The following is a 26,202-nucleotide window of genomic DNA, read 5'->3' on the forward strand; positions in this document are numbered from 1 at the left end:
TCTAGTCGACACACCCGTACAACCCCTGTCACCATCAAAATTTATACCTAACTATCAATTAGTTAGCATTAATCGATTCTATGGCCTCTCTCACTCGTAAGTGCAGTTTCAGCACCCCCTGTATTTATGAAAAGTAACTGCAACCCACCGCTAAATAAATGGAATGACCGACTCCAGGCTCATGCCCCTCGAACCTTTCACCAATATGTGCGTATCAGTCATGGGATGGTCCATCAACCAGTTGTGCAGTGAAAACTTATCAGGGAAATAGAAGGCTTTGGGTAGATACGATAGCGCATATTTTATGTCTTTACCCGCCAGAATTACCCGATCAAACTTTCCTTCAGCAATCAATTTGCCCAACGATGCGTGTTCCGCTTCGCTCTCGTTACCCAGTTCGTACATATCGCCTAAAATCACGGCTTTATGAGCCGCAGGCATAGCCGCAAACTGACGAATGGCAGCCGCCATCGAACTGGGATTTGCATTATAGGCGTCGAGCAGGATTGTATTTGTTCCTTTCGTAACTACCTGCGAGCGGTTATTCGTTGGGTTATAATCGGCAATGGCTCGGTTCGCGTCTTCGGAGGTTACGCCAAAATAATCGCCGATGGCCAGAGCCGCTAACATATTCTCAAAGTTATAACGACCGGGCAAATGCGTCATAACCTCCTGCCCGTCAGCATCCCGGTAAATAACAACGGGGGATTCCTGGAGCAACTCCACGGGTTCGCCCGGATAAAAGATAGCTTCGGCAAAGGTTGTTTCGGGGCGGTGTGTTTTGAGCCGCTCACGGTAGAGTGCCGTCAATATGGTATCACGCGAGTTGATAAATACCGTCCGACCCTGTTGGGCCAGGTAATCATACAGTTCACCTTTCCCTTTTTTCACCCCTTCGAAACCGCCAAACCCTTCCAGATGGGCTTTACCCACGTTGGTAATCAGGCCGTGCGTCGGTTGGGCAATGGAACAAAGCAGTTCAATCTCTTCCTGGTGATTGGCGCCCATCTCTACCACGGCCATTTCGTATTGGTCGTTAATAGCCAGTAAGGTTAGCGGTACGCCAATGTGGTTATTAAGATTACCCACCGTGGCATACGTCCGGTATTTTTTCGACAAAACCCCAGCAATCAGTTCTTTAGTAGTCGTTTTCCCATTCGATCCCGTCAGGCCGATCACTGGAAACGTAAACGTTTGCCGATGGTGCCGAGCTAAATCCTGCAAAGCCGTCAATGCATCGGCAACGAGCAGACACGAACCGGCCAGCGATTCACGAGCGGCTACATCAGCATCATCGACCAGGGCATAGCGAGCCCCGGACGCCAACGCCTGCTCGACAAACTGATTTCCATCGAATTTGTCTCCTTTCAGCGCCACAAACAAACAACCGGGCGTAATTCGACGCGTATCCGTGGAAACACCGGTACATTCCAAAAATTTCTGATAGAGTTGTTCTGTGGACACCATGCCGATAGACTTAAATAGATGCTTCGTTCGTTGTTTTCGTGAATTGGCTGGTATATGGAACGCAGCCGGTTTGCAAAGGCCCAAAATTAGATGAAAAAGCTATTTACGCTTTGTTTTTTGATGCTACCCTTTTTTACCCATGCCCAGTCGGGAGGTAAAATCGGGTTTCAGTACGATCAAAATCCGACGGTTAGTGCGAATGGAAAAGCCTTGCTCAATCCCTGGGCAGGCGGACTCAATTCGGCACAGTACTCAACCATTCGACTCAACAACGATAACCGCGACGATCTGGTCGTATTCGACCGGAGTACCGGAAAGGTCAATACATTTGTCGCCATCGACAATCCTACCGGCAGTGGAATCGCCTGGCGGTACGCGCCCGAATACGAAACAGCGTTTCCGATTAATGTATATAGCTGGCTGCTGCTGGTCGACTACGATGGCGACGGCCGAAAAGATGTGTTTGCCGCCAGCTCAGCGGGGGTACAGGTACTACACAATGAATCACAGAATGGACAGGTTGTGTTTAAGACAGCCGCCAACCCGTTGACCACCATTGGCCTGAGTGCATTACGCATCCCGATTTATGTAGCAGGTACCGACATCCCAGCTATTACGGACTTCGACGACGACGGTGATATCGATATTATTACATTCGATTCAGACGGTAATATTCTGGCCTATCAGCAAAACATGAGCGTTGAACGAACGGGCACCAAAGGGCTTGATTTTCAACGAACGGGTGGAACCTGCTGGGGGCATTTCCGAAAAGAATTCTGTAATGATTTCACGTTCGGCTTCTTTTGTGACGAAAGCGTTGGAGGACGAATCGCGGCTCAACCAAGTGCCAGCAATGCCAGACTCGCCAAACCGTTGCATACAGGCAACACCCTCACCGTTGTCGATACCGATGGCGATGGGCATAAAGATCTGCTCTTTGGTTTTGTGAGTTGCGAAAACATTGCCCGTCTGAAAAACGCAGGCTCCAACAACGATAAAGCCAATTTTGTAAGTTACGACAGCCTGTTCCCGGCGGGTGCCCCCATTCTGTTCCCGGCTTTTCCAGCCACGTATTGGGAAGATGTAGACGGAGATGGCCAGAAAGATTTAATGGCGTCACCGAATGTCAGTTCCAACGATGGCTATGCTTTCGATTTTCGAGCATCGAACTGGTTTTATAAAAATACGGGTACAACCCAAAAACCCGTCTTTCAACTGAGCCAGAAAGATTTCCTGCAAAACGACATGCTCGACTTGGGCGAACGAGCGGCCCCTGCCCTGGCCGATCTGGATGGCGATGGCGATCTGGATATGCTGGTGGGCTTCGGTGGGGTTGGTTTGGGTAGCAGCTACCGGGCAGGTATCTGGCAGTTCGAAAACAAAGGCACGCTGCAAAATCCAGCCTTTTCGCTGGTCACAACCGATTATTTAGGCATTTCAACATCCCTGAAGCTAACCAACACCGTTCCCTCTTTTGTCGATGCGGATGGGAACGGAAGTTTGGACCTAATCCTGACAGGAGTTGGGGCCAATGCCCTCGAAATCCGGGTATTGCTCAACACGGCAGCTAAAGGGACGGCTGCTCAGTATAACCTGACGAATGCGATACGCTGGCCTAAGCCAGACGTAGTGGGTCCGTATGATCTATTGACCGTAACCGATGTGGATAAAGATGGAAAAGTTGACCTACTGGTTGGGTATTATAGCCTGGGCACTATTCAGTACTACCGCAATACAGGAACCGCAACAGCCCCGTCTTTTCAATTGCAAAACCAGTTCTTCGGTGGCTTTACCAACGATGATTATACGTATGCCAAAGCTCGGTCGCTGGTAGTGGCCGACCTGAATGGCGATCAGAAGAACGAACTGATCGCAGCTGCTGACAATGGAACAGTCCGTATATATCAGTTTCCCGAAAAACCTGACCAGTCGCTCACGTTGATTGATTCACTGGCCTCCATCGGTGTTCCGGGAAAAGGGCTGATTGCCACTGTTGGGGATCTGGATGGCGACCAACTGCCCGATCTGATTCTGGGAAGCGTATCGGGCGGGCTGCGTTATCTGAAAAACACATCGCAGAAAGTAGTCATTACGGGCACTACTGACGAGCCTACAGGCCCGTGGGTATTTCCGAATCCAACCGATCGCTTTCTGACCGTACGACCACCTTTTGCCGGACAGGTGGAACTGCTTTCCTTATCGGGGCAGACGATGTTGCCGATGCAACCTGTAGCCGTTGATGCCGACACGGTACTGGACCTTGGCAACCTACCCGATGGCAACTATCTGCTCCGGCTAACGGGAGAAAATCGACCGGCTCAGGTTCAGAAAATCGTGGTCTGGAAATAAATCCAAACTCTTTTTTTTGTAACTAGTTAGTGAATAAGCACGCATGGTCATCCTGATCTACCCTTTCTAACCAGTTATACAACTATGGAAAATACAGACAACGCCGATATGCAGAGCCCAAATCAGGCGATGGGCAATTCGATGAAGGGAGTATCACCCCAGCACAATGATTTGCCACCCAACGATGAGAGCGACGACACCGCTATCTATACAGGTCTGGGCGTCAATAATGATCCAGATATCATGAATCCTGGCGATGAAGAGGCTGTGGACACAGTACTGCATACGGATACAGCTACAGCCCGGCATGCTACCGATGAACTATCGAACGACGCGGAGGATGACGAATTCACGAATGACTTTGCCAATACCGACCTTTCCGACGATGATATCGATGAGCAGATCATTGAACTGGCCGAAGAGGAAGAAGAAGGGAATGAGCGGTATTAACCGAACTCTTTTCGCTCATAAACATCAAGAAGCCGTCGGGATCGTATAATCCTGACGGCTTCTTGGTTTATTCAGGTCTCAGCATGTAGTCAATCGAACTGGCCTGTCTATTTTACACGTCTAATCACAAACGGTACACAGGAGGTTGGTGGGCAGCCGCAAACCGTTTGCCCCAGTAGCACCGTCTCATCGCGATAACAGCCTGAACCATTGGTAATACGTATCGTATACGACTGGCCTGCCACCGTTGCCGGGTTAGGTAGGTTAGCCACCAGGATACCATTGACAGGTATAGAAGTAGACGATCCGCCAGCTATAACCTGAACTGAATTGAAGCTGCTACCCACCGAAACCTGATAGAAATAGTGGGTCGTATCGCCTTCGCTCAACATCCAGTTACTTACTACTATAGCTCCATTTGGATTAACCGTATTGGTAGCCGTGTTGCAGTCGGGCTTTTGTGTGATAGCCGCGTAGGTAGCAATCGAATCTTCCACAATCAACGTAGGACAGCACGAACCATCAGGACATTGACCAATTACATTACCATTCGCTACGACTGAGTAGCTACCAGCCTGAGTGGCTGTATACGAACTCGTCGTGGCTCCCTGAATAGCAACGCCATTGCGATACCACTGATAGACGCCTAAACCTGCCGTAGTGCTAATTTCCACAGCGTAGTTGCTGCCTTTACATACATGAACTGGCGCTGGACACGTATAGGTACAACTAGTGGGAGCACTGTAGATCGTGCTGGCCGATATGCCACCCGTGAGCGTTGCCACCACTGTATGGGAAGCAGCATTAGAAGCTCCTGTTACACTAAAGGAGGCTGTGGCTTGCCCGGCTGTTACGGTCTGACTACCAATGGCAGCCCCATTGTCAGTAAGTGTCAGTATCGAGCCCGCTACCACATTACTCAGCGAGACACTTGCCGTGGCCGAGTACGTATTGGTGGCACTATCACAAACTGGATTACTTACCACAAGTGCCAAAGCGGTCGAAGCCACCGAGCAGCTAGCGGGTGCCGTATAGACTGTAGTCGTGGTTGAACAACCCGGCAAACTGGCCGTAACCGTATGGGAAGCCCCATCCGAGGTCAACCCATTGAACACCGCTGTATACGTCGCTGAACTTACCGATGCGGTGGCAAAGGTCAGACTCTGCCCCCCTGTCGAAATAGTTAGTACCCCAGCATTCGGGTTGGTCAGTTGGACTACTGCGGTAGCGGAATAGGTGTTGGTAGCACTGGCACAAACACCGGCGGTGGCCGTCGCCGTCAGGCTACAAACAGGTGCGACCGAGCAACTAGCCGGTGCGGTGTAGGTGGTAGTGGTCGTTGAACAACCCGGCAGAGACACTACCACCGTATGACTGGCGCCGTTGGAAACTAACCCGTTGAATACAGCATTGGCTGTCGTTGTTCCTGTCGAAGCAGCTACAGCAAACGTTACACTATTAACCCCATCACTGACAACCAACGTACCGGCAGTGGGATTAGTCATCGTAACAGTTACTGTATTAGAGAAGGTATTTGTCGCACTAGTACAGAATCCTGGGGTGGCTACTGCACTGAGGGAGCATACTGGAGCCACAGAACAACTAGTCGGGGCAGTGTAAGTTGTCGAAGCTGTTCCACAGGCAGTGCCACTACTGGTTACGGTTACCGTGTGTGTAGCGCCATCACTCTGCAAGGTAGTGTAGCTGAACGCAATCGATGTAGTACCCGCAGCGACTGTCAACGACCGTACATAACTGCCATCAGTTAACGTTAATGTCTGGCTCGATGGGCTATTGGTAACTGCGATCGTCCCCGACAACACATACAGATTGGTAGCCGGATTACAATTTGCTCCCGAAGCTGTCACCGACAGGTTACAAACCGGCGTTACAGAACAGCTAGCCGGTGCCGTATAGGTGGTGGTCGTCGTAGAACAACCCGGCAGACTGACCGTAATCGTGTGATCAACACCGTCGGAAAGTAAGCTATTGAATACAGCTACGTACGTCGCCGAACTTACGGCCGAGGTCACGAACGTTAAACTCTGCCCCCCTGTCGAAACAGTTAGTATACCAGCAGTCGGGTTGGTCAGTTGGACTACTGCGGTAGCCGAATAGGTGTTGGTAGCACTGGCACAAATACCGGCGGTGGCCGTCGCCGTCAGGCTACAAACAGGTGCCACCGAGCAACTAGCCGGTGCCGTATAGGTTTCGCTAACTGGAGAGCAAGCCGAATTGGAATAACCAGCCGTCACAGTATAGACCTGGCCATCGCTCACCAGACCAGAATAACTGAACGTACCTGATGAATTACCAACTGGTAGAGCAATACTACGCGCACTAAAGGCCCCGGAACTGATGGTCAATGTACCACTGACAGGTACATTGACAGCCACCAGCGTACCCGACAAAACATAGGAATTGGTAGCTGACTGACACAAGCCAGGCGTCAGCACAAGATCCAGTCCACAGGGAGGAGCTACCGAACAGCTAGCTGGTGCCGAGTACGTCACAGAAGTAGCGTTACAGGCAGTAGCTGAGGATAGCACAGTCACGGTATGAACTCCTCCATCAGAGACTAATCCAGCCAGTGTATAACTCAATGGGCCATCCCCCACAAGAGTTGCTACCGTGTTGACATTACCAACAGCGATTGTAAGTGACTGGGTTGATGCTCCATTGGCCAATGTATTCGTTGCCGATACCGTCCCCGTTATCACATACGTATTCGTAGTACTGTTACACTGGCCCGGTGTTACGGTAGCCGTCAGTGAACACGGCGGAACCGTGTCCACAAATAGAGTGAGCGGCTGCGCATCGGAGCAAGAATTGGCGTCGCTTACTTTCACTGTCAGGCTAGCTGTACCAGAACTGGTAGGCGTGCCCGAGATCACTCCTGTGCTTGGGTCGAGACCTAGCCCCGCTGGTAGCTCCCCGCCAATGAGTGTATAGTTATAAGGAGTAGTACCACCCGTCGCCGTGAGCGTTTGACTGTAAAGACTGCCAACCTGGCCGTTGGGTAGCGAAGCAGTCGTGATGCTGGTCGAGCAGACCGTACAGGAAGCAGGAGCTACGTAAACCGTGCTGGCCGACGCCCCACCAGTCAGCGTAGCTACCACCGTATGAGAAGATAGGTCGGAAATACCTGTTACACTGAACGAGGCAGTGGTTTGCCCCACCGTTAAGGTTTGGCTACTGACAGAAGCACCATTGTCGAAGACAGTGAGCGTTGTGCCAGCCACAATATTGCTCAGCGAGACACTCCCTGTAGCCGAGAACGAATTAGTCGCACTGTTGCAGACTGGGCTGGCTACGTTCACAGCCAGATTTGGGCAGGCTGTCTGTGGCAGTAACGTCGTAACGACGGTGTAACAGCAGGGACCGTTGTAAAGCACCACACTGTAGCTCTGACCAACCGACGTAGCCGGATTGGCTAACCCACTGAACGTAGCCGATGAATTGCTGACTGGCTGACTACCCGTAGCCGTATAGCTCGGAATAGCACTCCCTCCAGCTACCAGAAACACTTTATCGGCATAAACAATCCCGGTGATCTGTATTTGCGCATCGTTACTGGCTGCCGATCCCGAACAAGTCGCTTTACTGGCGCTCACGCTGGCGACTGTCGTTGGCGCACAAATGAACCCGGCATCAATCGTATGATTTACTGAACCAGCAGCGCCCGTTACAACTGTTGCTGCCGCAAAACCACTGATAACCTCTGCATTACTATCGTTGGCGGTATTGGCCGTTGGCTGCGTACTGAAAGCCTGCGTCAGCTTGAACGTACCCGTGCTGGTTGTCAGAATGCCCGTTGCATTATCGTATTGATTGGTCGTGCCATCTGTACCGAACCGTACCGTATATGCTGTGTTTGGCTGGATCAGCGTTGACGAAGCCACATTGCCCAGGGTACTGCTGGTAGGGTTACTGTTGAAATAATATTCTCCATTTGCATCCGTCGTTGTGCTGGTAATGAGCGTGTTTCCGTTATACAAAGCAACACTCACTCCGACCAATGCTTTCTCACAAGGGTCCTGAATGCCGTCCTTATCCAGATCTATCCATAATCGGTTACCGATTTCGAGGTAGGTTGGCACGTCGCAGGTTATCACGGCATCGCCCAGACCAGCAGCTTTACCAAATGTGCCGGGAGTCGGGCTGGTTTGATAAATCTGATAAGCACTGTTGATAGCGCCCGTCGTATTGCTTAAATGGCGCAGACCACCTGAATCATAATAGAGATTATCCTGCCCACCAGTAAAGTCAATGGGGTCCATTGAAACCTCGATTACCTCCCCACTGCCCGGACGTAAGGCTAGGCCGCCAACTGCATTTTCGGAATGAGGCAGGGCGCCACCAAAAATCCAGTTATCGTTATAAAACTCCCCAAAGCCCGGCCCCTGATTATTATTTGGGGCATAGCCTACTGCCGGACCGGCCTTCCCATTATTTTCCAACACGAAGGATACTCCATTCGAGTAGGCCCGCAGCACATCCCCACCCGCATAATTACTATACGAAATCCCGTCGTTGCCATTTGGATTATAGTTATTCCAGCCCACCTGTAAACTGGTCCGATCAGCGAAAGCCAGTACCATCGAGCCATCAATATCGAACTCTATACCCGACAAAATCGGCTCGGGATGGACCATTTTTCCGGTAACAGGGGTCTTTTTGCTGGTCCAGTCATCCGTCCAGGGATACCAACCTGTTATAGAGCGGGTATCGGCTACACCACCTCCATCCCACGGATATCCTTTAGGATAAGTGAGTGGAAAGTCGAAAATAGTATTTACCGTTGTACCGCTTAACTCCTGGACGTAAGCTCTCAGGTCGCTCTTGCTTTGCGACATACTGGCATCACAAACAAAACCTGTGTAAACCTTTCCTTTATGCACTTTTACTGCCCAGATATGGAGATTCCCATTTTTGCAATTTATGCCTGTACTCATATCAAAGCTCTTCACATTGGCGGCTGTAGGCAGTGTGCCACTTGTGTTATAGGCTGTCATGTCAACAGCGTACAACTTATTATCATGCAGATTGGTAAAGTACAGTGTATTGCCATCTTCCGAAATATCCAGCCCACCAATACCTGCTTTACCAATGGCCAGATACGCCTGATTATCGACACTTGGCTGGGTTTTATCGCCTGGCAGGCCCCGGGTAGAATTATCCGCCAGCGACCCTACATCGACACCCAGAGCTGTTACACTGAGTAAAGGCGAAATGCTGAAACTACTACCACCAACAGGTACTGTACTGAAATCGGCGACATAAATACCGCCCAGGCCCAGTGGGCCAAGTCCCGCATGCCGTCGTATGGTGGCTGCCGAGAAAACCTTTTTCGTAAACCGGTTGTAGGCCATACCCCATAACGTACCCACCTGATCGGCAGTTGCATGGGCCATAATGGCTCCATTCATCAGACCCGAAGCCGCATAGTCGAAGGATACCACAGCATCGCTGCTTCCGGCATTTCCGCCAGCCAGAGGATCACCATTTACATAACAGGGGATGACTAGTCTGGGGTTTGTCTGACAATAATCGGTATTATCCAGAACTCCCAAATCTACATTACAACTAGCCGCATTGACGAACTGGACAGTTGTGCGGCCATGAGCCCCGTTGGGTGTACCCATACCGGCATAGGCAGGCAGATTACTGAACTCCACCCGGATCGGGTAACTACCCGCCGACAGGCCAGTAAACGAATAAATACCAAATGCATCGGTGGTTGCAGTAGCTACCAGTTTATCTGTACAGTCATATGCATTGACAAGTACGCCAGGTATACCCGTGATTTCGCCTGTGTCTTTGACTCCATCAGCGTTGAAATCATTGAAAACGATTCCGCCCGTCTGGCCAGTGGCACATACGGTAGGTGGGCAAGCAGCGGGTAACGAAACCCCCGCACTCACCGCTGAACAACTCGAATTGTTCGTAAAAAAGGCCGAGGCTATCTGACCCGAAGCCGTTGCAGACAAATCGACTTCAAAGGCGACCACCTGAGGACTAACGATGGTACCACTACCGCCCGCAGTCGTATACGAACCGGGATCGATGGTTCTGGTCTGACCCGCATAGGTGACGGTGATCGCATCAGACGCATCATTCACATTGGAGCTAACCGTAGCACTTGACCAACTCACCTCTACACTGACCGTGGCCTTGCTCGTCCCAGTTACCGAATAGCAACCCGATGCTGTAGGTTCAAGAGAAATGCTGCAAACGGCTGGGCAGGTAATATCCGAACAAAGAAACGCTAATCCTTTAGCCCGTTGTAAAGATGCCTGTGAATTGTCGTACGGAATATATACACTGGCCGTCGATGTACCGGGATTAATCTGATACACACAAGCCGTTGTGGCGCCCGAGCCTACATATACATTATTGTCGGGCCCTATGGCAATAGCCCAAAGTGGACTATCGGGTGCCCCCGCCGTAGCGGCCGGAGCCGATGTACTAATTCCACTACCGATTAAATTTCCCGTGTCACTATCCCGATGTTCAATTACATTATTATTAACAACCCAGAGGCTCCCATCGGACGCGACCGTAATCCCTACGAACACTGCCGGAAACTTACTCTGGTTGATAAGCGTGCTGTTAACACTTAGATTAGACGGATTAACCGACAAGATTCGGGTAGTTAAATTGGCTGCTCCGCCGTTCAAAAAATCAGTTGGGTTCCAGCCTGTTGTAACGTATACGTTTCCATTTATCGGGCTTACACTAACTCCCCAAGGGTAATCCGTTGTTAATCCCAACGAATTGTTCGATGCAAAACTGGTATAGGTAGACGGAATTCCCGAACTAACATCGTATTTGTATAAACCCTTTTGAGCGGCTACGTACAGGTCGTTGCCAGTGGGATCAACCGCGATACCCAATGCATAATCAGCCGATAGATTGATCACCCCCTGCAAGCCGTTGCTGGTATATACGCTTATTTCGCTGCCTCCGGTAGTAGAAACATATACTTTCTTGTATACTGGATCAACCGCAACCCCCTCAGAAGAATTAGTAGAGAACCCTGGACTACAGCCATTTGCAGAATACGTAGGCGAGTTGACCATGCTCCCCGTGTACGGAAAATCGAAGATGTGCAAGCTGCCTGATGGAGCCCCTACGGGATAATCAGCTAACAATAGATACCGTTCACCTGTGCAGGTAGATTGAGCCTGTACCTGCACACATACCAGCATCGTTTGCAGTAAAAACAGGCTAACTACCATCAGTAGCCTTCGGTTAGCCCGTATAGCGACTACCGCATCAACATTCCTTGAACAACCTCGTTGTTTACAAAAAAAATGTGTTGCCTTCTCAAATGAGTCGTAGGTATACATCGATTGCATAACATAAAAGAATACGTACAGAGAAGCTCCTAAATACAGACACAGACGCTTCCAACTTTTCTTCTGTTATACAAAACCTATACCAGCAATCTATTTTTCGGCAGAATAATAAAAAATTAATTCATTTTTGGTTACTTATAAGAATCCAAGAAAAATGTATTGCTTATTTCTAACTAAACCTAGTAAGATTCTTATTTATATAAATTTGTTAACTCAGCTAACCTTATTGTCAATAAGTATGCCAACCCAGGCCTCCCAAAAGGCATTTCCCTCTTTGTTCATTACCTTACCACAATCATGTCGATCTATTACCAGTTTGCCCGGCGTAGCTTATCAGGTTGCAGTACCCGGATACCGGCTCCCGTGATCTCGATCAGGCCATCGTGTTTGAATTCGCTAAGCGTGCGGATCAACGACTCGGTAGCCGTTCCGATCACTGACGCCAGATCGTCACGGGAGAGCTGGATGGGTGGAGCAGGTTCGCCATTGGGCAGGGGCTCCTGCAAGCGCAGGAGTGCATTCGCTACCCGCCGACGCAATGAACTATAAGCCATACCCAGCAACTGATCTTCCCGATCGCTGATGCGTCCAGCCAGCATCCGTACAAACGCCCGTCCAACTTCGGGATGAACCGTCAGCAAATGACGAAAATCTTCTTTGGGAATATAGATCAGCTCCGAATCATCGAGTGTCAGCGCCGATTCGGTGTAGGACTTTTCTTCGAGTAGGGCCAGATCGCCAAAAAAATCGCCTGCTCCGTAAATGCCCGTTACCAATTCCTTTCCATCATTGTTGGTTCGAATGGTTTTTACCCGGCCACTTTTCAGGAAATAAAGCCGGGCAGGTTCGTCGCCTTCCGTATACACAAACTGTTTCTTGGCCATAAAATGCGGTTTGCGATCAATGGACAGCCGCTGTAGTCCTTCAACCGCACTTACATCGTCCAGAAATTCGTTAAAACCTTCCTGCTTAAGGTTATAGCTCTCCGACCTGATCTTAGAAAATCGATTCAGACGTCCCTCTACGGCACTGAGCAATTCCGACTCATCGAAAGGTTTGGTCAGGTAGTCGTCGGCACCTAGCTCCATACCTTTTCGGAAATCCGTACGTTCCGATTTAGCTGTCAGAAAAATGAATGGTATACTCGCCAGATCAGGGTTCTTATTGACAATATGCAGGACGCCATACCCATCGAGTACGGGCATCATAATGTCACAAATAATCAGATCGGGCCGGTCGGCAAGAGCCAGCTCTACACCGATTTTACCATTATTGGCCGTCTGTACTGTATACCCGGCCAGCTCCAGAATTTCAGCGGTGTTCTCCCGGATATCGTCGTTGTCTTCAATTAGCAGAATGGTTTTCATAAGGGAATGTAATCGTTACGGTAGTGCCTTCACCTAACTGGCTGGTCAGTACGATAGTCCCGTTCAGCAGTTCAAGGTATTTGGCAACAATATGAAGCCCGAGGCCAGTACCCGCGAAATTGGTAGCGTTCTTAGCCCGGAAAAAACGTTCAAACAAATGTTTCTGATCATCCTCTGAAATACCGATTCCCTGATCCCGAATGGTCAGTTGAAAGGCCGTTTCGTTACAAACAGCAATCAGATCAATAACCTGATTTTCAGTAGAATACTTTATAGCATTCGACAGTAGATTAACCACTATTTTACGCAATAGCGATGGATCGCTTCGGATTAGTTTCGGACAGTTTATCTGCATCTGAACATGCTGACCCACTTTCAGCATGTCCTGCAAATCCGTTACAACCTCGTTGATCAAGCCAGTAAGCTCAACCCACGACCAGTTGGCCTCCAGGCGACCTTCCTCCAGCCGCCCCACCGATAGAAACTCTTCCAGAATGGTATTGAGGTGATACACCGATGATTTGATCCGCTGGATGTGCCGAATTCGCTTGTCCTGCTGTTCGGTTGCAGGGTATTTTTCAATGAGGGAAGCCGACGTTAGAATGGCACTCAACGGGGTTCGGAACTCATGCGAGGCCATCGACACAAAGCGGGACTTCAACTCTCCCAGTTCCCGCTCAACCGTCAGGGCTTTAGCCAGTTCGTCTTTCGACTGCTCAAGCTGATGAAGCGTTGCCATCAGGGCGTGCGTTCGGTCAACAACCTTCTGCTCCAGTTCGGCATTGAGCTGTTCGATCCGGGCTTTCTGAGCCAGTAGTGTCAGGTCAGCCTCTTTTTTGGCCGTAATATCAATTATATAGGCAACAGTCAGCAGTACGGTTTCCCGATAAAAATAACTCAGACTGATTTCAGCCGGAAAAATTGATTCGTCCTTGCGTTTTGCATACAGGTCGCGTCCATGCCCCATAGAACGGACCTGAGGGTGTGCATTGAACGAGGATCGGAGCGCTGCATGCCGATGGGCTACCGGATTAGGCACGAGTGCATCGATCGATAGCCCTGTCATTTCTTCTTTCGTATACCCAAATAAGGTATGGGCATGTCGATTGGACGACACAATACGTCCCTGCTCATCCGAGACAATTATGCCGATGGTAGCGTGGGTAAAAACGGCCTCAAACGAGTCGTCGAACATGATCAATACGACAATTAGCACTCAGCCTGCGTAGGAAAAGCCTGAGCGACCTGACAAAAATTACTTCCAGGTGCAAAGTAAAGGGCTGGCCAACGTAGCCGACTGATTATAATCAGTCGGGATACTGATCTGTATCACCTCTTGCCGAAGCGAAAAAGGACACCTTTGAGCTATTAATTGGCTTATTGTCATGGTACCTTACTCATCCGTAGTGACGACAGTTCCACAAGTACCTGTGTTATTGGTATTTACGTCGTCCTCGACGGCACAACGAACTGACGTGGAGCAGCTTCTGGATAAAATGCGTTCGGTGCTATACCCGAACGTGCAAATCATGCGGGTGAACGAAAGCAGCCATCCCGAAGTAGTACGCAGTTTTGGCGTAACGTCTTTACCGGCGTTTGTCCTGTTAAAGCGTGGCCTGGAGCTATGGCGCTATGCTGGCCCAGTCGACCATCCCGATCTTGTCAATCAGTTAGAAACTCAGTTGATCCAGACATCCATCAAGTAGTTATAAACCCTCATGAACTCAACCATGAATTCGACAACTCATCCAGTCACAACCGCATCCTGCCATCAGGAACATCAGCACTGGCAACAGATTATCCAGCAACAGGCCGAAGAAATTCGCCAGCTTCGGGCACTCCTGCTCGAGGTGATGAATCATTACAACACCCGAAGTCTTCGGCACGATGCCGTTGATTACTTCCAGGATTTGAGTCATTTACAGGCCAAACTGGATCAGCTCAACCGGAATCTGATCTGTACCGGAACCGATTGCCCACCCATCCGGCAAGCCCAGATTTGCTCCGATACCCATTTCGGTCTTTCGGCTACGATTGAACGCCATACGGCGGCCTTCATGCATGAATTTACGCGTGTAAAAGACGGCTGCCTGCAATTTCTGTCGGGCATGATGAGCCTGAATATGCTGTAAGTTTGGTAGCTAATGCGGCTGGTCGTATACTTGCTGCGATCTTCCTCGCACACAATGTACGACCGGCTCTATCAGCATATTTCGCGTCTGGTCAGCCTGACCGACGATGAGTTTACCCTTCTGAAAACGCTCTTTATTCCGAAGAAACTTCGCCGGAAGCACTACCTGTTGCAGGAAGGTGATGTTTGTAAGGCCATTGCTTTTGTCGAAAAAGGGTTATTGCGTGCCTATACCATCGATACGAAAGGTACCGAGCATATTCTTCAGTTTGCGCCTGAAGACTGGTGGATATCCGATATGTACAGCTACCTTACGGGTGAGCCTTCCGATACGCAGATCGATGCGCTGGAAGATTCGGAGTTGCTGCTATTGGAGCGGATCAATATGGACCTAATGGTGGAAAGCGTCCCTAAAATGGAGCGTTTTTTTCGGATCACGCTACAGAATAATTACATAGCCACCCAACGCCGGATCAAAAGCGCCCTGAGCCAGTCGGCCGAAGAAAAGTACGCTGATTTTATCCACCGCTACCCAGCCATAGTACAGCGTGTTCCGCAACACATGATCGCTTCTTACCTGGGCATCACTCCCGCTTTTCTAAGCCGTATTCGGAGCCGAAAACCTCATTCTGATTGATTTTCGTTGATCTAGTACAACATTTTTTCTTGTCCTAAGCCATCGTTTTTGGCAGCACGTTGGTGGTAATTTTGTCCTGTCAGTCAGGTAGAAACGACTTGACGACGAATCATCATGAAGCCAACAATCGCCATCATTGGTTCGGGAAGTACAGGTTCGGCTTTTGCCACCCGACTAGCACAGCAGGCATACAGGTTGCTCCTGTTCGATCAGGATAGTTCCAAAGCGCAGACATTGGCCAAAAACCTCTTGCAAACCGGCCATTCGGTCGATGTGGAGGCTACTGACTGCAAGGTAACCGCCTGTTGGGAAGCCGATGTATTGATTCTGGCTGTTTCTGAATCAGCAAAAAAAGCCGTAGCGGAGCAGATACAGCAGGTAGCAACCTGTAAACTTGTTATCAACCTCGCAACGCTGGCCGGACCTGATCAAGCAACAAACACACATGCTGGCGAGGAACTCCAGCAATGGCTACCCAATTCGAAACTTGTGCACGTATGGATAGCACCGTCTAAGAACGGCACATTACTCGATACGGCTTTTATTACGGGCCAGCATGAAGAAGCCATAGCCACTGTTGCAGACTTACTGACCGTTTCGACGCTCACTCCGATTGTGGTGGAAGACTGGTCAGCTTAACCGAACGCCTGTCATGATGAAACGTGATCGATTTATAAAGACGATAGTAACCGGAGCCATTACGATGAATAGCTTAGCTGATTTTAAAAAATTTACCGCTGACCTGGACGAAAAAGGGCCGCTGATGCCAGTACTTTTCGTTGGACACGGTTCGCCCATGAACGGGATCGAAGACAATGAATTTAGTCGGCGCTGGACAAAAATAGCGACCGAAATCCCGACGCCAACGGCCGTTCTGGTGGTATCGGCGCACTGGTTCAGCCGGGGCACTAAAATCACAGCGATGGATTTTCCGGAAACCATTCACGATTTTGGCGGATTTCCGAAAGCGCTGTTCGATGTACAGTATCCGGCCCCTGGCAGCCCCGCGCTGGCTCAGGAAACGGCTTCGCTGATTCACTCAGCTCATGTGGAGCTAGCGCACGACTGGGGGCTCGACCACGGCACCTGGACCATCGTTCGGCATATGTATCCCGATGCGAAGATTCCGGTTCTGCAACTGAGTATCGATTTCACGAAGGGGCCGCAATTCCATTACGATCTGGCGCGTGAACTGTATGCACTCCGTAAAAAAGGTGTGTTGATTATGGGCAGTGGGAATATGGTACACAACCTGCGGATGGTTGCCTGGGATAAGATGAATGTTCCCAACTACGGCTACGACTGGGCACTGTCGCTAAATGATCGGTTCAAACAATTGATCAGCGATGGCGACACCAAGCCCTTAATCAACTATAATCTGCTGGGTCGGGAGGCTGCGCTAGCTATTCCCACACCTGAGCACTATTTACCCTTACTCTACACGCTCGGTCTGAAAGGTAGCCAGGATTCGGTATCCTTCTTCAACGACCGCGCTGTAGCCGGTTCGTTAACGATGACGTCCGTTAGGTTGGGCTAGGAGCCGGGTGCGTGGGGCAGGGATAGCACGTTGACAGCCTTACTATTCAGTGCTATCCTTGCCCCACGCACCTTGCACCACGCACTACAACCCCTGTCCGCCAGATACCTCGATCCGTTGGGCATTGATCCACCGCGCTTCGTCGGTACACAGGAAAGCTACTACTCCGCCAATATCATCGGGGAGGCCAACCCGACCGAGGGCTGTTCGGCTGGCGATCTGGGCGTTGATCTCTTTATTGTCCCGCACACGGCCGCCACCAAAATCCGTTTCGATAGCGCCCGGCGCTACCACATTGACGGTAATACGCCGAGGACCTAATTCCAGCGCCATATACCGCGACAGTACTTCGATAGCCCCTTTCATCGACCCATACGCCGACGAACCTGGGTACGTCATGCGAGCCAGTCCCGACGAAATATTGATGATCCGGCCACCATCGTTAATGAAGGGTAAAGCTTTCTGAGTGAGAAAAAACACACCTTTATAATGGATATTCAGGGCGGTATCGAACTGTTCTTCAGTCGTTTCGGCAAAAGCACTGTATAGCGCCGTTCCCGCATTGTTGATCAGAAAATCGAAATGATCGGTGGCGAAGGTTTCCTGCAAAACGGTTTTCAGCTGACCGAAAAACGCGTCGAAGCTTTTCACATCGCCTGCATTCAGCTGTAAAGTAGCCGCTTTCTGCCCGGCCTGTTCAATCTGGGCGACGACGGCCTCTGCTTCGGCCTGTTGGGTATGATAGGTCAGAATAACATCGATTCCCTTTTGGGCGAGGCTCAACGCCATATTTTTACCCAATCCACGGCTGCCGCCGGTTACTAACGCAATTTTGTTTGTGCTCATCGTTTCTGGTTGTTTTGATGAGACAAAGGTAAATCAACCGATAGCACAGGTGTTTGCGCGAATCAATCCGAAGTTTGCAAAATTCAAACCAAGACCCTAAGCCCGGAAAGCAAGCGGTGCCAGCGACGTCTGTTTTTTGAAGAAATTGGAGAAATGGGCAACCTCTTCGAAACCCAGGCTATAGGCAATCTCAGAAATAGTCCAGTCGGTTTGTTTCAACAGGATCTTGGCTTCCTGAACAATCCGGCTACTAATCAGATCGGTAGTGGTTTTGCCCGTATTTTCTTTAAGCACTTTGTTCAGGTGGTTGACATGCACCGAAAGCCGGTCGGCAAAATCTTTAGCGGTCCGCAAACTGATTTTCTGCTGGGGCGACTCAATTGGAAACTGACGTTCGAGTAGTTCAATGAACAGCGACGAAACCCGCGTAGAGGCTGTATGCGCGGGATATAAAGCCGTTGCAGGCTGTAGTTTTTGGCCGTAGTGGATCAATTCGAGAACGTAGTTTCGCAACAAATCATACTTATACGCATAATCAGACGAGATTTCCCGGTACATTTTCCGAAAGATGTAGAGCAGGTCTTCGATGTTCTCATCCGCCAATTGAAAAACAGGATACCCACCGGGCTTAAATATTGGCAACTCGTCCAGCACAATTCCACTTTTAGGCTGAATCAGAAAATCGGCGGTAAAAATGCAGAAATAGCCCGATAACCCTTCCTCCTGCGGAATCCAGTGATACGGAATTTTGGGCGTAGCAAACAGAAGTGCACTCTTCTCAATATCAATGACCTTATCGGCGTACTCAGCTTTACTCCGCCCACGAATCAGGCTGATTTTGTAATAAGCCCGCCGATTATAGGGCATCAGACGAGGGTTCTTCTTGATTTTCGCATGGACTTCTTCAATATTAAATACATTGAAGTGCCCAATCTCTTTGTTAAGATCTTCGGGAATAAGTGTCGCAATTTCCTTGTAAAACCCTTCCAGCGTGGTCGTCTCCATCTGTCTACCTGATTTGTAAAAATCAAATATAGTCACTTTCCAACGATACACCTTACGTTCTTAAATTTTGCCAGATACCTATTTGGTTAGGTCCATCATCAAGGACAGATTAACGCCAACAACCTGTTGAGACTGGGTATAGCTGCTCTTCCTAAAATTGTATTGCCACACCGGCGAGACCTGCCCAACAAAGCGTTTATAGTGATACTGAAGACCAGCGCCCAGTACAAAATTCTGAAACACACCCGATGGGTCACGGGCTTCGAAGGCCGTGTGATGCTCGGCCCCCTGAAAGCTGCTTTCAAAATGTACTGCCTCATAAGCCGATAGATTCAAAAGCGTACCCGACAAAAAAAACAACGACCACTGACTGCGTAAGGGCAGATAGTATTTCAGCATGACCGGCACCTGCAATGCCGTCGTTTGAATGGCAATATCTTCGATTCGATCATATTGGCCAGGCAAATACGCTTTGTATTTCTCAACAAAATCCTGGCCAGTTTGCCTGTTATAGTCGTCGTCGTGATCACTTCGCTCGGCTCCATATCGACTGATTTGCAGGCCCGTCGATACACTAAGTGAACGATTAAGGAAAAATTCTACCGAAGGGCCAATCCCCCAGGCGGGCCCGGATGTCACTGCGGCTGTTAGCCCCAGTCGAGGTCGTAGCGCAGCCAGCGAAAATGCAGGTTTCACCGATCTAGTCGATGCCACACTTGTACTGGGTAGTTTAACCGCTGGCATGTCCTGTGCTGGTTTTTGAAGCTGAGTGGATACGGAGTCGCTACGACTCGAACGACTCGTGACCGAATCAACCTCCACGGATACGCTCGGAACATTAGGTTCTTTAATCGCTTCATTCGTCAGGACAGACGTATGTTGACTTCCAGATGCCCGCTCCGAAAGATCAGCTATTGGCCGCTTCGGTTTCGATACGTTCGATCTATTTGCTGCGAGTAATTGGCTTTCGCTTGTTGACCTGCGTGAAAGCTCCGCCAATTTTGACGCTGCCCGACTACGCATCCTTAATCTCGACGCCAATACCGAGACAGGGGTTTCTTGCCGATGCGTATTGGGCCATGTCAGGTCGTTCGCGTCTGCTAGCAGGCGATTGGCCTTACTTGAAGTGTCGTACTGTTCTATAATCCGTTTGACCACATAAACCGTATCCCGGCGAACTGACATTGCCCGATGATTGGACGATTGGATTTGAGCAGTCTGTTTAGCGAATGTATTGATTTGTTCATGCAACTGAGTCAATTCCTGCTTTTGATCATACCACAGATACAGTACGCCGATTAAGCCTAGCATGGCGAAAGCACCAAAGGTCCAGCCCCCATACTGGCTAAACCAATGCCCAAACCAAGGTACTGGCAATCGCCCCCGGATGCGCTCCCAGCCTTGTGAGGTGGGTGATGGCCGATACGCTTCCAGTCGTTTTTTTAGTCGTTTATCAAACTGTTCGTCAGACATAAAGAGGGTTCATTTGATAGCCTGTTACCCATCCACTCCTGAAGTTTCAGGCGGGCTTTTAGCAAGTTAGATCGGGATGTACTTTCCTGAATACCCAGCATCCGGGCAATTTCAGGATGCGTATATCCATCGATTACAGACAGTGAGAAAACCGCCCGGTAGGCAGGTGGTAACCGCTGCACCAATTCCATAATTTCATCGGCACTCATCTTTTCCAGGAGGCCATCTTCGTAGGGTACATCAAATGCAACCTTCAGATCGGTTATAGTCATGCGAGACTGGAAGCGCCGAAAATAATCGATTGCCGTATGCACCATCACCGTCCGAAACCAGGCTTCGAAGGGTTGTTCGGGATCGTAATACGTTATTTTATTAAAAATACGCACGAATCCATCGTCCGTCATCTCTTCGGCTTCTTCCTGGCTGGAGGCATAGCGCATGCAGATATTTTTAGCCAACCCATAATAGGCTTCATACAATTGCCGCTGCGCCGACTGGCGATTATGGCGGCACCCCTGAATGACCGAAGTCAGGTCCAATGATTTCGAACTTCGTTTAAAAAGCACAGTGGGGTGGTTTACGGTTTTCTTCCCCTTACGCTAATAGACTCCCGAATCGTTGCTAAAAAAAGTTTTCTCGTCAGGCAGCGGTTGACAAACGTGATTCCGTATGTGATTATAAGGGGCTATTCCGGTCCATTACGATCGGCTATAGCAGCCCCTAACTCACTCTATGACAACGATTCAGAAAAAAGAAGAAGCCATCGATCGGCTGGCGTTTTTAAAACAACTGGGCCTGAGCGGTGCTGCACTCGTAGCCTTCTGTTGTAGCGGTACGCTGTCGTCCTGTAAATCCAACGACGTAAGCCCGGCAGCACCTGCAAGCCCCACCGATATTACGCTGGACCTTACAACCAGTACTTACTCGGCACTAACAACCGTTGGCAGCTATGCCTATACGGGCAGCATTCTGGTCGCCCACATCAAAAACGGCAGTTACATAGCCCTGTCGAAAGTGTGTACCCACGAGGGGTCTACGGTTCAATACCGCTCCAATTCCGATTCCATCTACTGCCCCAATCACGGCGCTACCTTCGATACTTCGGGCACGGTTACGGGCGGCCCAGCCCGTCAGTCATTAACCCAGTATAAAGCCACCCTCAGCAGCGATGGCAAGAGTCTGCACATTACCAACTAAGCGCCCATGAAAAAATTCCTGTTGCTATTTCTTTTGTTTTGTGGGCTGCGTGCCGTTGCTCAGGATTCCAGCCAGGTATCACGTCCTGCTTCTGTTGTGCCCGATACGGCGTCGGCCGACAAACTACTGGCCGATCTGGTCGATTCGGCCGCGGCTCAGCCGTTGCTGCCGAGTAAGATGCTGTTTACCCAGCGTATTTTCTGGGGTCCTAAGGGGTTACTGCGCTCCATGAATATTGCCCCACTTACGCCCGAAGGCCGCGAGAAAGAGCTAAAAGTCCGGCGGTCCATGCTGGTGGCTCACCAGGTTATGGGATTTGTCACGCTGGCGGGGTTTGTGGTTCAGGGGATATTAGGAGCCAAACTGTATAACGCCCAGGGTGATTCATACCGCCGACTACGGGAGGCTCACGAAACGACCGCTACCCTGATCAATATATCGTATGGGGCTACTGCCCTCCTGTCGCTTACAGCTCCCCCCAAAATGTTGGCGAATCGAAAAGGATTTAGTGGGCTTAAGCTCCACAAATACTTAGCCCTTGTGCATCTAACTGGCATGGTAGCCACCAATGTACTGGCTGGCATGCTCGACCACAATCCGTCTGTGAAACCGTATCACCGGGCAGTAGCCTACACCACGTTTGGCGCGTTTGCGACATCAATCATCGCCATAAAATTCTGAAAAATCTATGAATGAGCACCCAATGCTTGCCTGGCTGGCCGCTTTCATGCTGGTCAACCTACTGGTAGCCGCTACTACCGACACCCGAAAACTGATAACCGACAAAAAAACATCGGTCGTTACCTATACGATGCACCACCCGCTCCATACCTGGGATGGGGTAAGCCACGACATCAACGGGGTAATCCTCTACGATGAAATGAGTAAGCAGATCAGCAGCGTAGCAATTGCCATCAAAGTAGCTTCGTTCGATAGTAAAGACAGTAACCGCGACTCACATGCTATCGAAGTACTCGACGGTATCCGTTACCCTAACGTGACCTTCGTAAGTCAATCGGTTCAGATAAAACCTGATGGAACCCTAATCGCTCCCGGCAAACTGACGTTTCATGGCGTAACCAGGCCAATTACCTTAAATGGCTCCTGGAAAAACGAAAGCGCGGGTCTGACGGTAACGGGCAATTTCGAGATCAATATGACGGATTTCAAGATTGAACAGCCTTCTCTCTTAGGCATGAAAACAGACGATGCTATTAAGATGGCTTTCACGGCTAGTTTTCATTAACCAACGTCAGGCTGTCGTCAGTCGAGTTTTTCTAATCTGGTAATGCCTAATTGTATAGCTAATACCAATTACTACCAGTATGAAGGCAATACAGACGGTGGCCAACAGGCTTTTCATCTCATGAATAGGTAGTGGAATATGCTGCGAGGCAAATACCTGATACTTCAGCAGGTCGACTTGTAAACCATTCAGGTCCGTTATGGCAAACGCGCGCTTGTAGTGAAGTTCCTGGCCATAACGGTGACCATCAATTTGAATCAATAACCGATTTCCATCGTCGACAATTCGGGTTTGCAGACTGGAATAGGACGACTGCGCCCAGGTAATCATATGGATACTTAGCAGGGCAACGACAAGTCTATATTTCATAGTACACTAAGGGTTTGAGCAGGCTAGTCGAAACAGGAAAGCCCCCATGGGCGTGTTCCTGTTTCGACTAGCCTGCTCATTTATTCACTTCGCAAACTCTTCACAGGATTCACCAGGGCGGCTTTAATGCTATGGAAACTAACGGTTGCAATAGCGATCAAAACAGCCGACAAACCAACGACAACAAACACCCAGGGACTTATGTCGATCCGGAAAGCATAGCCCGAAAGCCATTTGTCCATTCCAAACCAGGCTATGGGAATAGCAATGGCTAGTGCAATCAGAACCAGTTTCACAAAATCGCGCGAGAGGACCACGATGATACCGGGAATACTGGCCCCCATTACTTTACGGATACCGATTTCTTTGGTTCGTTGCTCAATAACGATCAATGCTACGGCAAACAGGCCAATACATGATAGCAGTATGGCAATGCTGGACGCCAGGGTAAACACCCGCGACATCATCTCCTCGCTCTGATACCAGGCATCGACGTTTTCATCCAGAAACGAACCCATAAACTCCGACTGGGGCGCTATGTCTTTCCAAATCTGCTTCATCCGATCCATCGAGTTGGCCAGGCTTTGGGGCGACACCCGCACAAAAATGTACCGAATCGGTTCGGCATGCGAGATGTGTATGGTAATCGGTTTGGCCTGATCGGCCAGCGAGTACAGGTGAAAATCGGGCACTACACCAATAATCTGGGTTTGAGCTCCCGACGTATCGGCATCATCCCGATAGAACATCCCAACCGGGTTCTTCTCTCTCAGCAACTTCGCCATACTCGCCGTAACCACAACCCGGTTCACCGAATCGGCAGCATAAGTTGGGTTAAAATCCCGCCCAGCCAGCAGTTTGATATTCAACGTTTTGAAGTAGTCATAATCGACGAGGAGCAGATCGGACGAGATTTCCCGCCCTTTGAACGTAAAGCCTACGCTACTCCGCGAACTTACCCGATCTTTACCCCGCCCCAAATTAATGTCGGTACCCGTTACAGCCACAACGGTCGGGTCGGCTGCCAATATGTTTCGCATCCGTTGGAGTACTTGCCGCCCATTCACCTGGTTCCCAACTGGAATGCTGATGACCTGTTCTTTTTGAAAACCAAGCGGCTGCTCACGCAGAAAATCGACCTGCTGCAAGGCGATAATCGTAGCGCAGGCCAGCAACGTCGACAACGAAAACTGGGTTACAATCAGCGAATTGCGCAGAAAACCCGGTCGCTTGAGCGAGATTTTCCCTTTCAGCACTTCTACAGGTTTGAATGCCGCCATTTGCCAGGCCGGATAACCACCTGCCAGTAAGGTAACCAGGGCAAATACGCCCACAATAAGTCCTATAAAACCGGGCTGGAAAAGATGGTGTAAGTCCAGCCGGGTCTGAAACGAGGCATTGAACGCAGGCAGAAGCCAGTAAGCCAGTAATAAGCCAATGCCAAAGCCAACCAGACAGATCAGCGTCGATTCGCTCCAGATCTGGACAAAAAGCTGCGTTTTCAATGCGCCCAACGATTTTCGCACACCCACCTCCCGCGCACGCATGAACGACCGGGCAATACTCAGATTGATAAAGTTAATACAGGCAATCAGCAGAATAAAAAAGGCGATCCCCAGCAGTACATAGATCATGGCGATAGGCGCCCCTCTCCCATCAATATCCCGATCAAAATGCACATTGGCCAGCTTCTGCAAGCGTATGGCAAACAGATCACCCTGGCTATCGGGCTTAGCGCCCTTCTTTTTCAGATTATCCAGATTTTGGGCCAGATACTTTTGTGTAAAGGCTTTCAATCGGGCCTCAAACGTGGCCTGGCTGATCTGAGCCGGTAGCTTGAGAAAAACCCGATGCGAATTGTCATACCAATTCTGTTTCCTTGCCTGATAATTCGGCACATTTTCGACCCGCACCAGTGCATCGAACTGAATTGACGAGTTGTAAGGGGGCGTTGCCATAACCCCAGTCACGATGTACTGCTTCTGATCGCCATTGCTTCCCACCAGCAAGGTTTTGCCCATCGGATCGTCGGTTCCGAATACCGCCTTCGCCATGTCGTCACTGATCACAATGCTGCTCAGGTCATGCAACGCCCCAGTACGACTTCCTTTAAGCATCGGAAACGAGAACATGGTCAGGAAATCCGGGTCGGTCAGCGTAATCAGCTTATCGAAGTAAACGCCTTTGTATTCCACCAGGCTTTTGCGCCCCTGAACAATCTGTACTCCGGCCTCCAGTTCAGGAAAATCTGCTTTTAAAGCAGGCAATAACGCCAGGGGCATAGTGCCCGATTTGCTGGGTTTTTCGGGATCGTTTGAGAAATAGTACGTCTGGAAAATCCGGTCACCATCGGTATGAAATGAATCGAAGGTGAGTTGCAGATAACTCGTTAGAAATAAAAATGTGCAGATACAGAACGCTACTGCTAACCCGATAACGTTGATGGCCACATGCCCTTTGCTCCGCCAAAGGGTACGCAGGGCAATTTTGAGGTAATTTGATAACATAGACGGATGGAGTGATGAGGGTTGTGGGTATTCACTTGACTGGGAATGCCGACGCCGAACGAAAGGCGGCAGAGCCGAAATAACATTCAGCACATAGCGCAAACTAGCCTGTGGTTCACCCGCCCGCCGATACCAGTACGTATACAGTTCGTCCAGATCGCCCTGTACTTCTTCCAGTGTTTCGGACGGATGTAGCCAGATCAATAACTGCTCAGCCCAGCGCGGTGGTGATCGACGCATCTCCCTAGAACATTAGTCTA

Annotated in this window: 20 protein-coding genes; 10 read left to right on the top strand and 10 right to left on the bottom strand. The window is 49.8% G+C overall.

The annotated features are described in order from the left end of the window. Nucleotides 1–150: 150 nt before the first annotated feature. The gene (murF, locus tag BGO59_RS00815) at nt 151–1,467 is read right to left on the bottom strand and encodes a UDP-N-acetylmuramoyl-tripeptide--D-alanyl-D-alanine ligase (protein ID WP_293679169.1); all 1,317 of its coding nucleotides are present in this window, start codon (nt 1,465–1,467) and stop codon (nt 151–153) included. 90 nt (nt 1,468–1,557) lie between these two features. Between murF and BGO59_RS00820 the strand changes: the two genes are divergently transcribed. Together BGO59_RS00820 and BGO59_RS00825 are read left to right on the top strand one after the other, a co-directional pair. Beyond that, entirely contained in the window at nt 1,558–3,816 is a 2,259-nt protein-coding gene (locus BGO59_RS00820; RefSeq protein WP_293679171.1) for a T9SS type A sorting domain-containing protein, read from the top strand. 84 nt (nt 3,817–3,900) lie between these two features. After that, nucleotides 3,901–4,266: a hypothetical protein gene (locus BGO59_RS00825; RefSeq protein ID WP_293679173.1), complete on the top strand. Its 366-nt coding sequence runs from the start codon at nt 3,901–3,903 to the stop codon at nt 4,264–4,266. A gap of 107 nt (nt 4,267–4,373) precedes the next feature. Here the strand turns inward: BGO59_RS00825 and BGO59_RS00830 are convergent, their stop codons facing one another. From BGO59_RS00830 to BGO59_RS00840, 3 genes are all read right to left on the bottom strand, one after another. Continuing rightward, complete coding sequence (locus BGO59_RS00830; RefSeq protein ID WP_293679175.1) at nt 4,374–11,507, bottom strand: SdrD B-like domain-containing protein; 7,134 nt, start codon at nt 11,505–11,507, stop codon at nt 4,374–4,376. 428 nt (nt 11,508–11,935) lie between these two features. Then, complete coding sequence (locus tag BGO59_RS00835) at nt 11,936–12,994, bottom strand: response regulator (protein ID WP_293679177.1); 1,059 nt, start codon at nt 12,992–12,994, stop codon at nt 11,936–11,938. Continuing rightward, nucleotides 12,972–14,189, bottom strand: a complete 1,218-nt coding sequence (locus BGO59_RS00840) for a PAS domain-containing sensor histidine kinase (protein ID WP_293679179.1) — start codon at nt 14,187–14,189, stop codon at nt 12,972–12,974. The genes BGO59_RS00835 and BGO59_RS00840 overlap by 23 nt, the downstream gene beginning before the upstream one ends. Before the next feature lie 190 nt (nt 14,190–14,379). Between BGO59_RS00840 and BGO59_RS00845 the strand changes: the two genes are divergently transcribed. From BGO59_RS00845 to ygiD, 5 genes are all read left to right on the top strand, one after another. After that, a complete protein-coding gene (locus BGO59_RS00845) occupies nt 14,380–14,700 on the top strand; it encodes a thioredoxin family protein (RefSeq protein ID WP_293679181.1) in 321 nt (106 codons plus the stop codon). Nucleotides 14,701–14,724: 24 nt separating this feature from the next. Next, entirely contained in the window at nt 14,725–15,126 is a 402-nt protein-coding gene (locus BGO59_RS00850; RefSeq protein WP_293679183.1) for a hypothetical protein, read from the top strand. Between the two features lie 54 nt (nt 15,127–15,180). Then, complete coding sequence (locus BGO59_RS00855) at nt 15,181–15,762, top strand: Crp/Fnr family transcriptional regulator (protein WP_293679185.1); 582 nt, start codon at nt 15,181–15,183, stop codon at nt 15,760–15,762. Nucleotides 15,763–15,876: 114 nt separating this feature from the next. Then, nucleotides 15,877–16,401: an NAD(P)-binding domain-containing protein gene (locus tag BGO59_RS00860; protein ID WP_293679187.1), complete on the top strand. Its 525-nt coding sequence runs from the start codon at nt 15,877–15,879 to the stop codon at nt 16,399–16,401. A gap of 64 nt (nt 16,402–16,465) precedes the next feature. Then, the gene (gene ygiD / locus BGO59_RS00865; protein WP_293680246.1) at nt 16,466–17,299 is read left to right on the top strand and encodes a 4,5-DOPA dioxygenase extradiol; all 834 of its coding nucleotides are present in this window, start codon (nt 16,466–16,468) and stop codon (nt 17,297–17,299) included. Between the two features lie 84 nt (nt 17,300–17,383). On the opposite strand, the gene BGO59_RS00870 is transcribed toward ygiD, so the two are convergent. From BGO59_RS00870 to BGO59_RS00885, 4 genes are all read right to left on the bottom strand, one after another. Continuing rightward, nucleotides 17,384–18,145 carry an SDR family oxidoreductase gene (locus BGO59_RS00870; protein WP_293679189.1) on the bottom strand — a complete coding sequence of 254 codons (762 nt, stop codon included), beginning with the start codon at nt 18,143–18,145 and terminating at the stop codon, nt 17,384–17,386. A gap of 96 nt (nt 18,146–18,241) precedes the next feature. After that, a complete protein-coding gene (locus tag BGO59_RS00875) occupies nt 18,242–19,150 on the bottom strand; it encodes an AraC family transcriptional regulator (protein WP_293679191.1) in 909 nt (302 codons plus the stop codon). A gap of 78 nt (nt 19,151–19,228) precedes the next feature. Next, complete coding sequence (locus BGO59_RS00880) at nt 19,229–20,623, bottom strand: outer membrane beta-barrel protein (RefSeq protein WP_293679193.1); 1,395 nt, start codon at nt 20,621–20,623, stop codon at nt 19,229–19,231. After that, complete coding sequence (locus tag BGO59_RS00885; protein WP_293679195.1) at nt 20,593–21,189, bottom strand: sigma-70 family RNA polymerase sigma factor; 597 nt, start codon at nt 21,187–21,189, stop codon at nt 20,593–20,595. Before BGO59_RS00885 ends, BGO59_RS00880 begins: the two co-directional genes overlap by 31 nt. Nucleotides 21,190–21,355: 166 nt before the next feature. Between BGO59_RS00885 and BGO59_RS00890 the strand changes: the two genes are divergently transcribed. Genes BGO59_RS00890 through BGO59_RS00900 form a run of 3 tightly spaced genes read left to right on the top strand, consistent with a single transcriptional unit; the run spans nt 21,356 to nt 23,066 of the window. Beyond that, nucleotides 21,356–21,820: a Rieske (2Fe-2S) protein gene (locus tag BGO59_RS00890; RefSeq protein WP_293679197.1), complete on the top strand. Its 465-nt coding sequence runs from the start codon at nt 21,356–21,358 to the stop codon at nt 21,818–21,820. Between the two features lie 6 nt (nt 21,821–21,826). Continuing rightward, nucleotides 21,827–22,501 (top strand): hypothetical protein, encoded by a 675-nt coding sequence (locus BGO59_RS00895; protein WP_293679199.1) that lies wholly within the window; start codon nt 21,827–21,829, stop codon nt 22,499–22,501. Nucleotides 22,502–22,508: 7 nt separating this feature from the next. After that, nucleotides 22,509–23,066 (top strand): YceI family protein, encoded by a 558-nt coding sequence (locus tag BGO59_RS00900; protein WP_293679201.1) that lies wholly within the window; start codon nt 22,509–22,511, stop codon nt 23,064–23,066. A 6-nt stretch (nt 23,067–23,072) separates the two neighbouring features. Here BGO59_RS00900 and BGO59_RS00905 read toward each other — a convergent pair whose 3' ends face one another. After that, nucleotides 23,073–23,435, bottom strand: a complete 363-nt coding sequence (locus tag BGO59_RS00905; RefSeq protein ID WP_293679203.1) for a hypothetical protein — start codon at nt 23,433–23,435, stop codon at nt 23,073–23,075. 80 nt (nt 23,436–23,515) lie between these two features. After that, nucleotides 23,516–26,182, bottom strand: a complete 2,667-nt coding sequence (locus BGO59_RS00910; RefSeq protein WP_293679205.1) for an FtsX-like permease family protein — start codon at nt 26,180–26,182, stop codon at nt 23,516–23,518. Nucleotides 26,183–26,202 lie beyond the last annotated feature (20 nt).

It is taken from the genome of Spirosoma sp. 48-14, assembly GCF_001898575.1.
Taxonomy (GTDB): domain Bacteria; phylum Bacteroidota; class Bacteroidia; order Cytophagales; family Spirosomataceae; genus Spirosoma.

Coding starts and splice junctions, on each gene's coding strand:
- murF (WP_293679169.1), bottom strand. CDS start 1,467: ATGGTGTCCACAGAACAACTCTATCAGAAATTTTTGGAATGTACCGGT.
- BGO59_RS00820 (WP_293679171.1), top strand. CDS start 1,558: ATGAAAAAGCTATTTACGCTTTGTTTTTTGATGCTACCCTTTTTTACC.
- BGO59_RS00825 (WP_293679173.1), top strand. CDS start 3,901: ATGGAAAATACAGACAACGCCGATATGCAGAGCCCAAATCAGGCGATG.
- BGO59_RS00830 (WP_293679175.1), bottom strand. CDS start 11,507: ATGGTAGTTAGCCTGTTTTTACTGCAAACGATGCTGGTATGTGTGCAG.
- BGO59_RS00835 (WP_293679177.1), bottom strand. CDS start 12,994: ATGAAAACCATTCTGCTAATTGAAGACAACGACGATATCCGGGAGAAC.
- BGO59_RS00840 (WP_293679179.1), bottom strand. CDS start 14,189: ATGTTCGACGACTCGTTTGAGGCCGTTTTTACCCACGCTACCATCGGC.
- BGO59_RS00845 (WP_293679181.1), top strand. CDS start 14,380: ATGGTACCTTACTCATCCGTAGTGACGACAGTTCCACAAGTACCTGTG.
- BGO59_RS00850 (WP_293679183.1), top strand. CDS start 14,725: ATGAATTCGACAACTCATCCAGTCACAACCGCATCCTGCCATCAGGAA.
- BGO59_RS00855 (WP_293679185.1), top strand. CDS start 15,181: ATGTACGACCGGCTCTATCAGCATATTTCGCGTCTGGTCAGCCTGACC.
- BGO59_RS00860 (WP_293679187.1), top strand. CDS start 15,877: ATGAAGCCAACAATCGCCATCATTGGTTCGGGAAGTACAGGTTCGGCT.
- ygiD (WP_293680246.1), top strand. CDS start 16,466: ATGAATAGCTTAGCTGATTTTAAAAAATTTACCGCTGACCTGGACGAA.
- BGO59_RS00870 (WP_293679189.1), bottom strand. CDS start 18,145: ATGAGCACAAACAAAATTGCGTTAGTAACCGGCGGCAGCCGTGGATTG.
- BGO59_RS00875 (WP_293679191.1), bottom strand. CDS start 19,150: ATGGAGACGACCACGCTGGAAGGGTTTTACAAGGAAATTGCGACACTT.
- BGO59_RS00880 (WP_293679193.1), bottom strand. CDS start 20,623: ATGTCTGACGAACAGTTTGATAAACGACTAAAAAAACGACTGGAAGCG.
- BGO59_RS00890 (WP_293679197.1), top strand. CDS start 21,356: ATGACAACGATTCAGAAAAAAGAAGAAGCCATCGATCGGCTGGCGTTT.
- BGO59_RS00895 (WP_293679199.1), top strand. CDS start 21,827: ATGAAAAAATTCCTGTTGCTATTTCTTTTGTTTTGTGGGCTGCGTGCC.
- BGO59_RS00900 (WP_293679201.1), top strand. CDS start 22,509: ATGAATGAGCACCCAATGCTTGCCTGGCTGGCCGCTTTCATGCTGGTC.
- BGO59_RS00905 (WP_293679203.1), bottom strand. CDS start 23,435: ATGAAATATAGACTTGTCGTTGCCCTGCTAAGTATCCATATGATTACC.
- BGO59_RS00910 (WP_293679205.1), bottom strand. CDS start 26,182: ATGCGTCGATCACCACCGCGCTGGGCTGAGCAGTTATTGATCTGGCTA.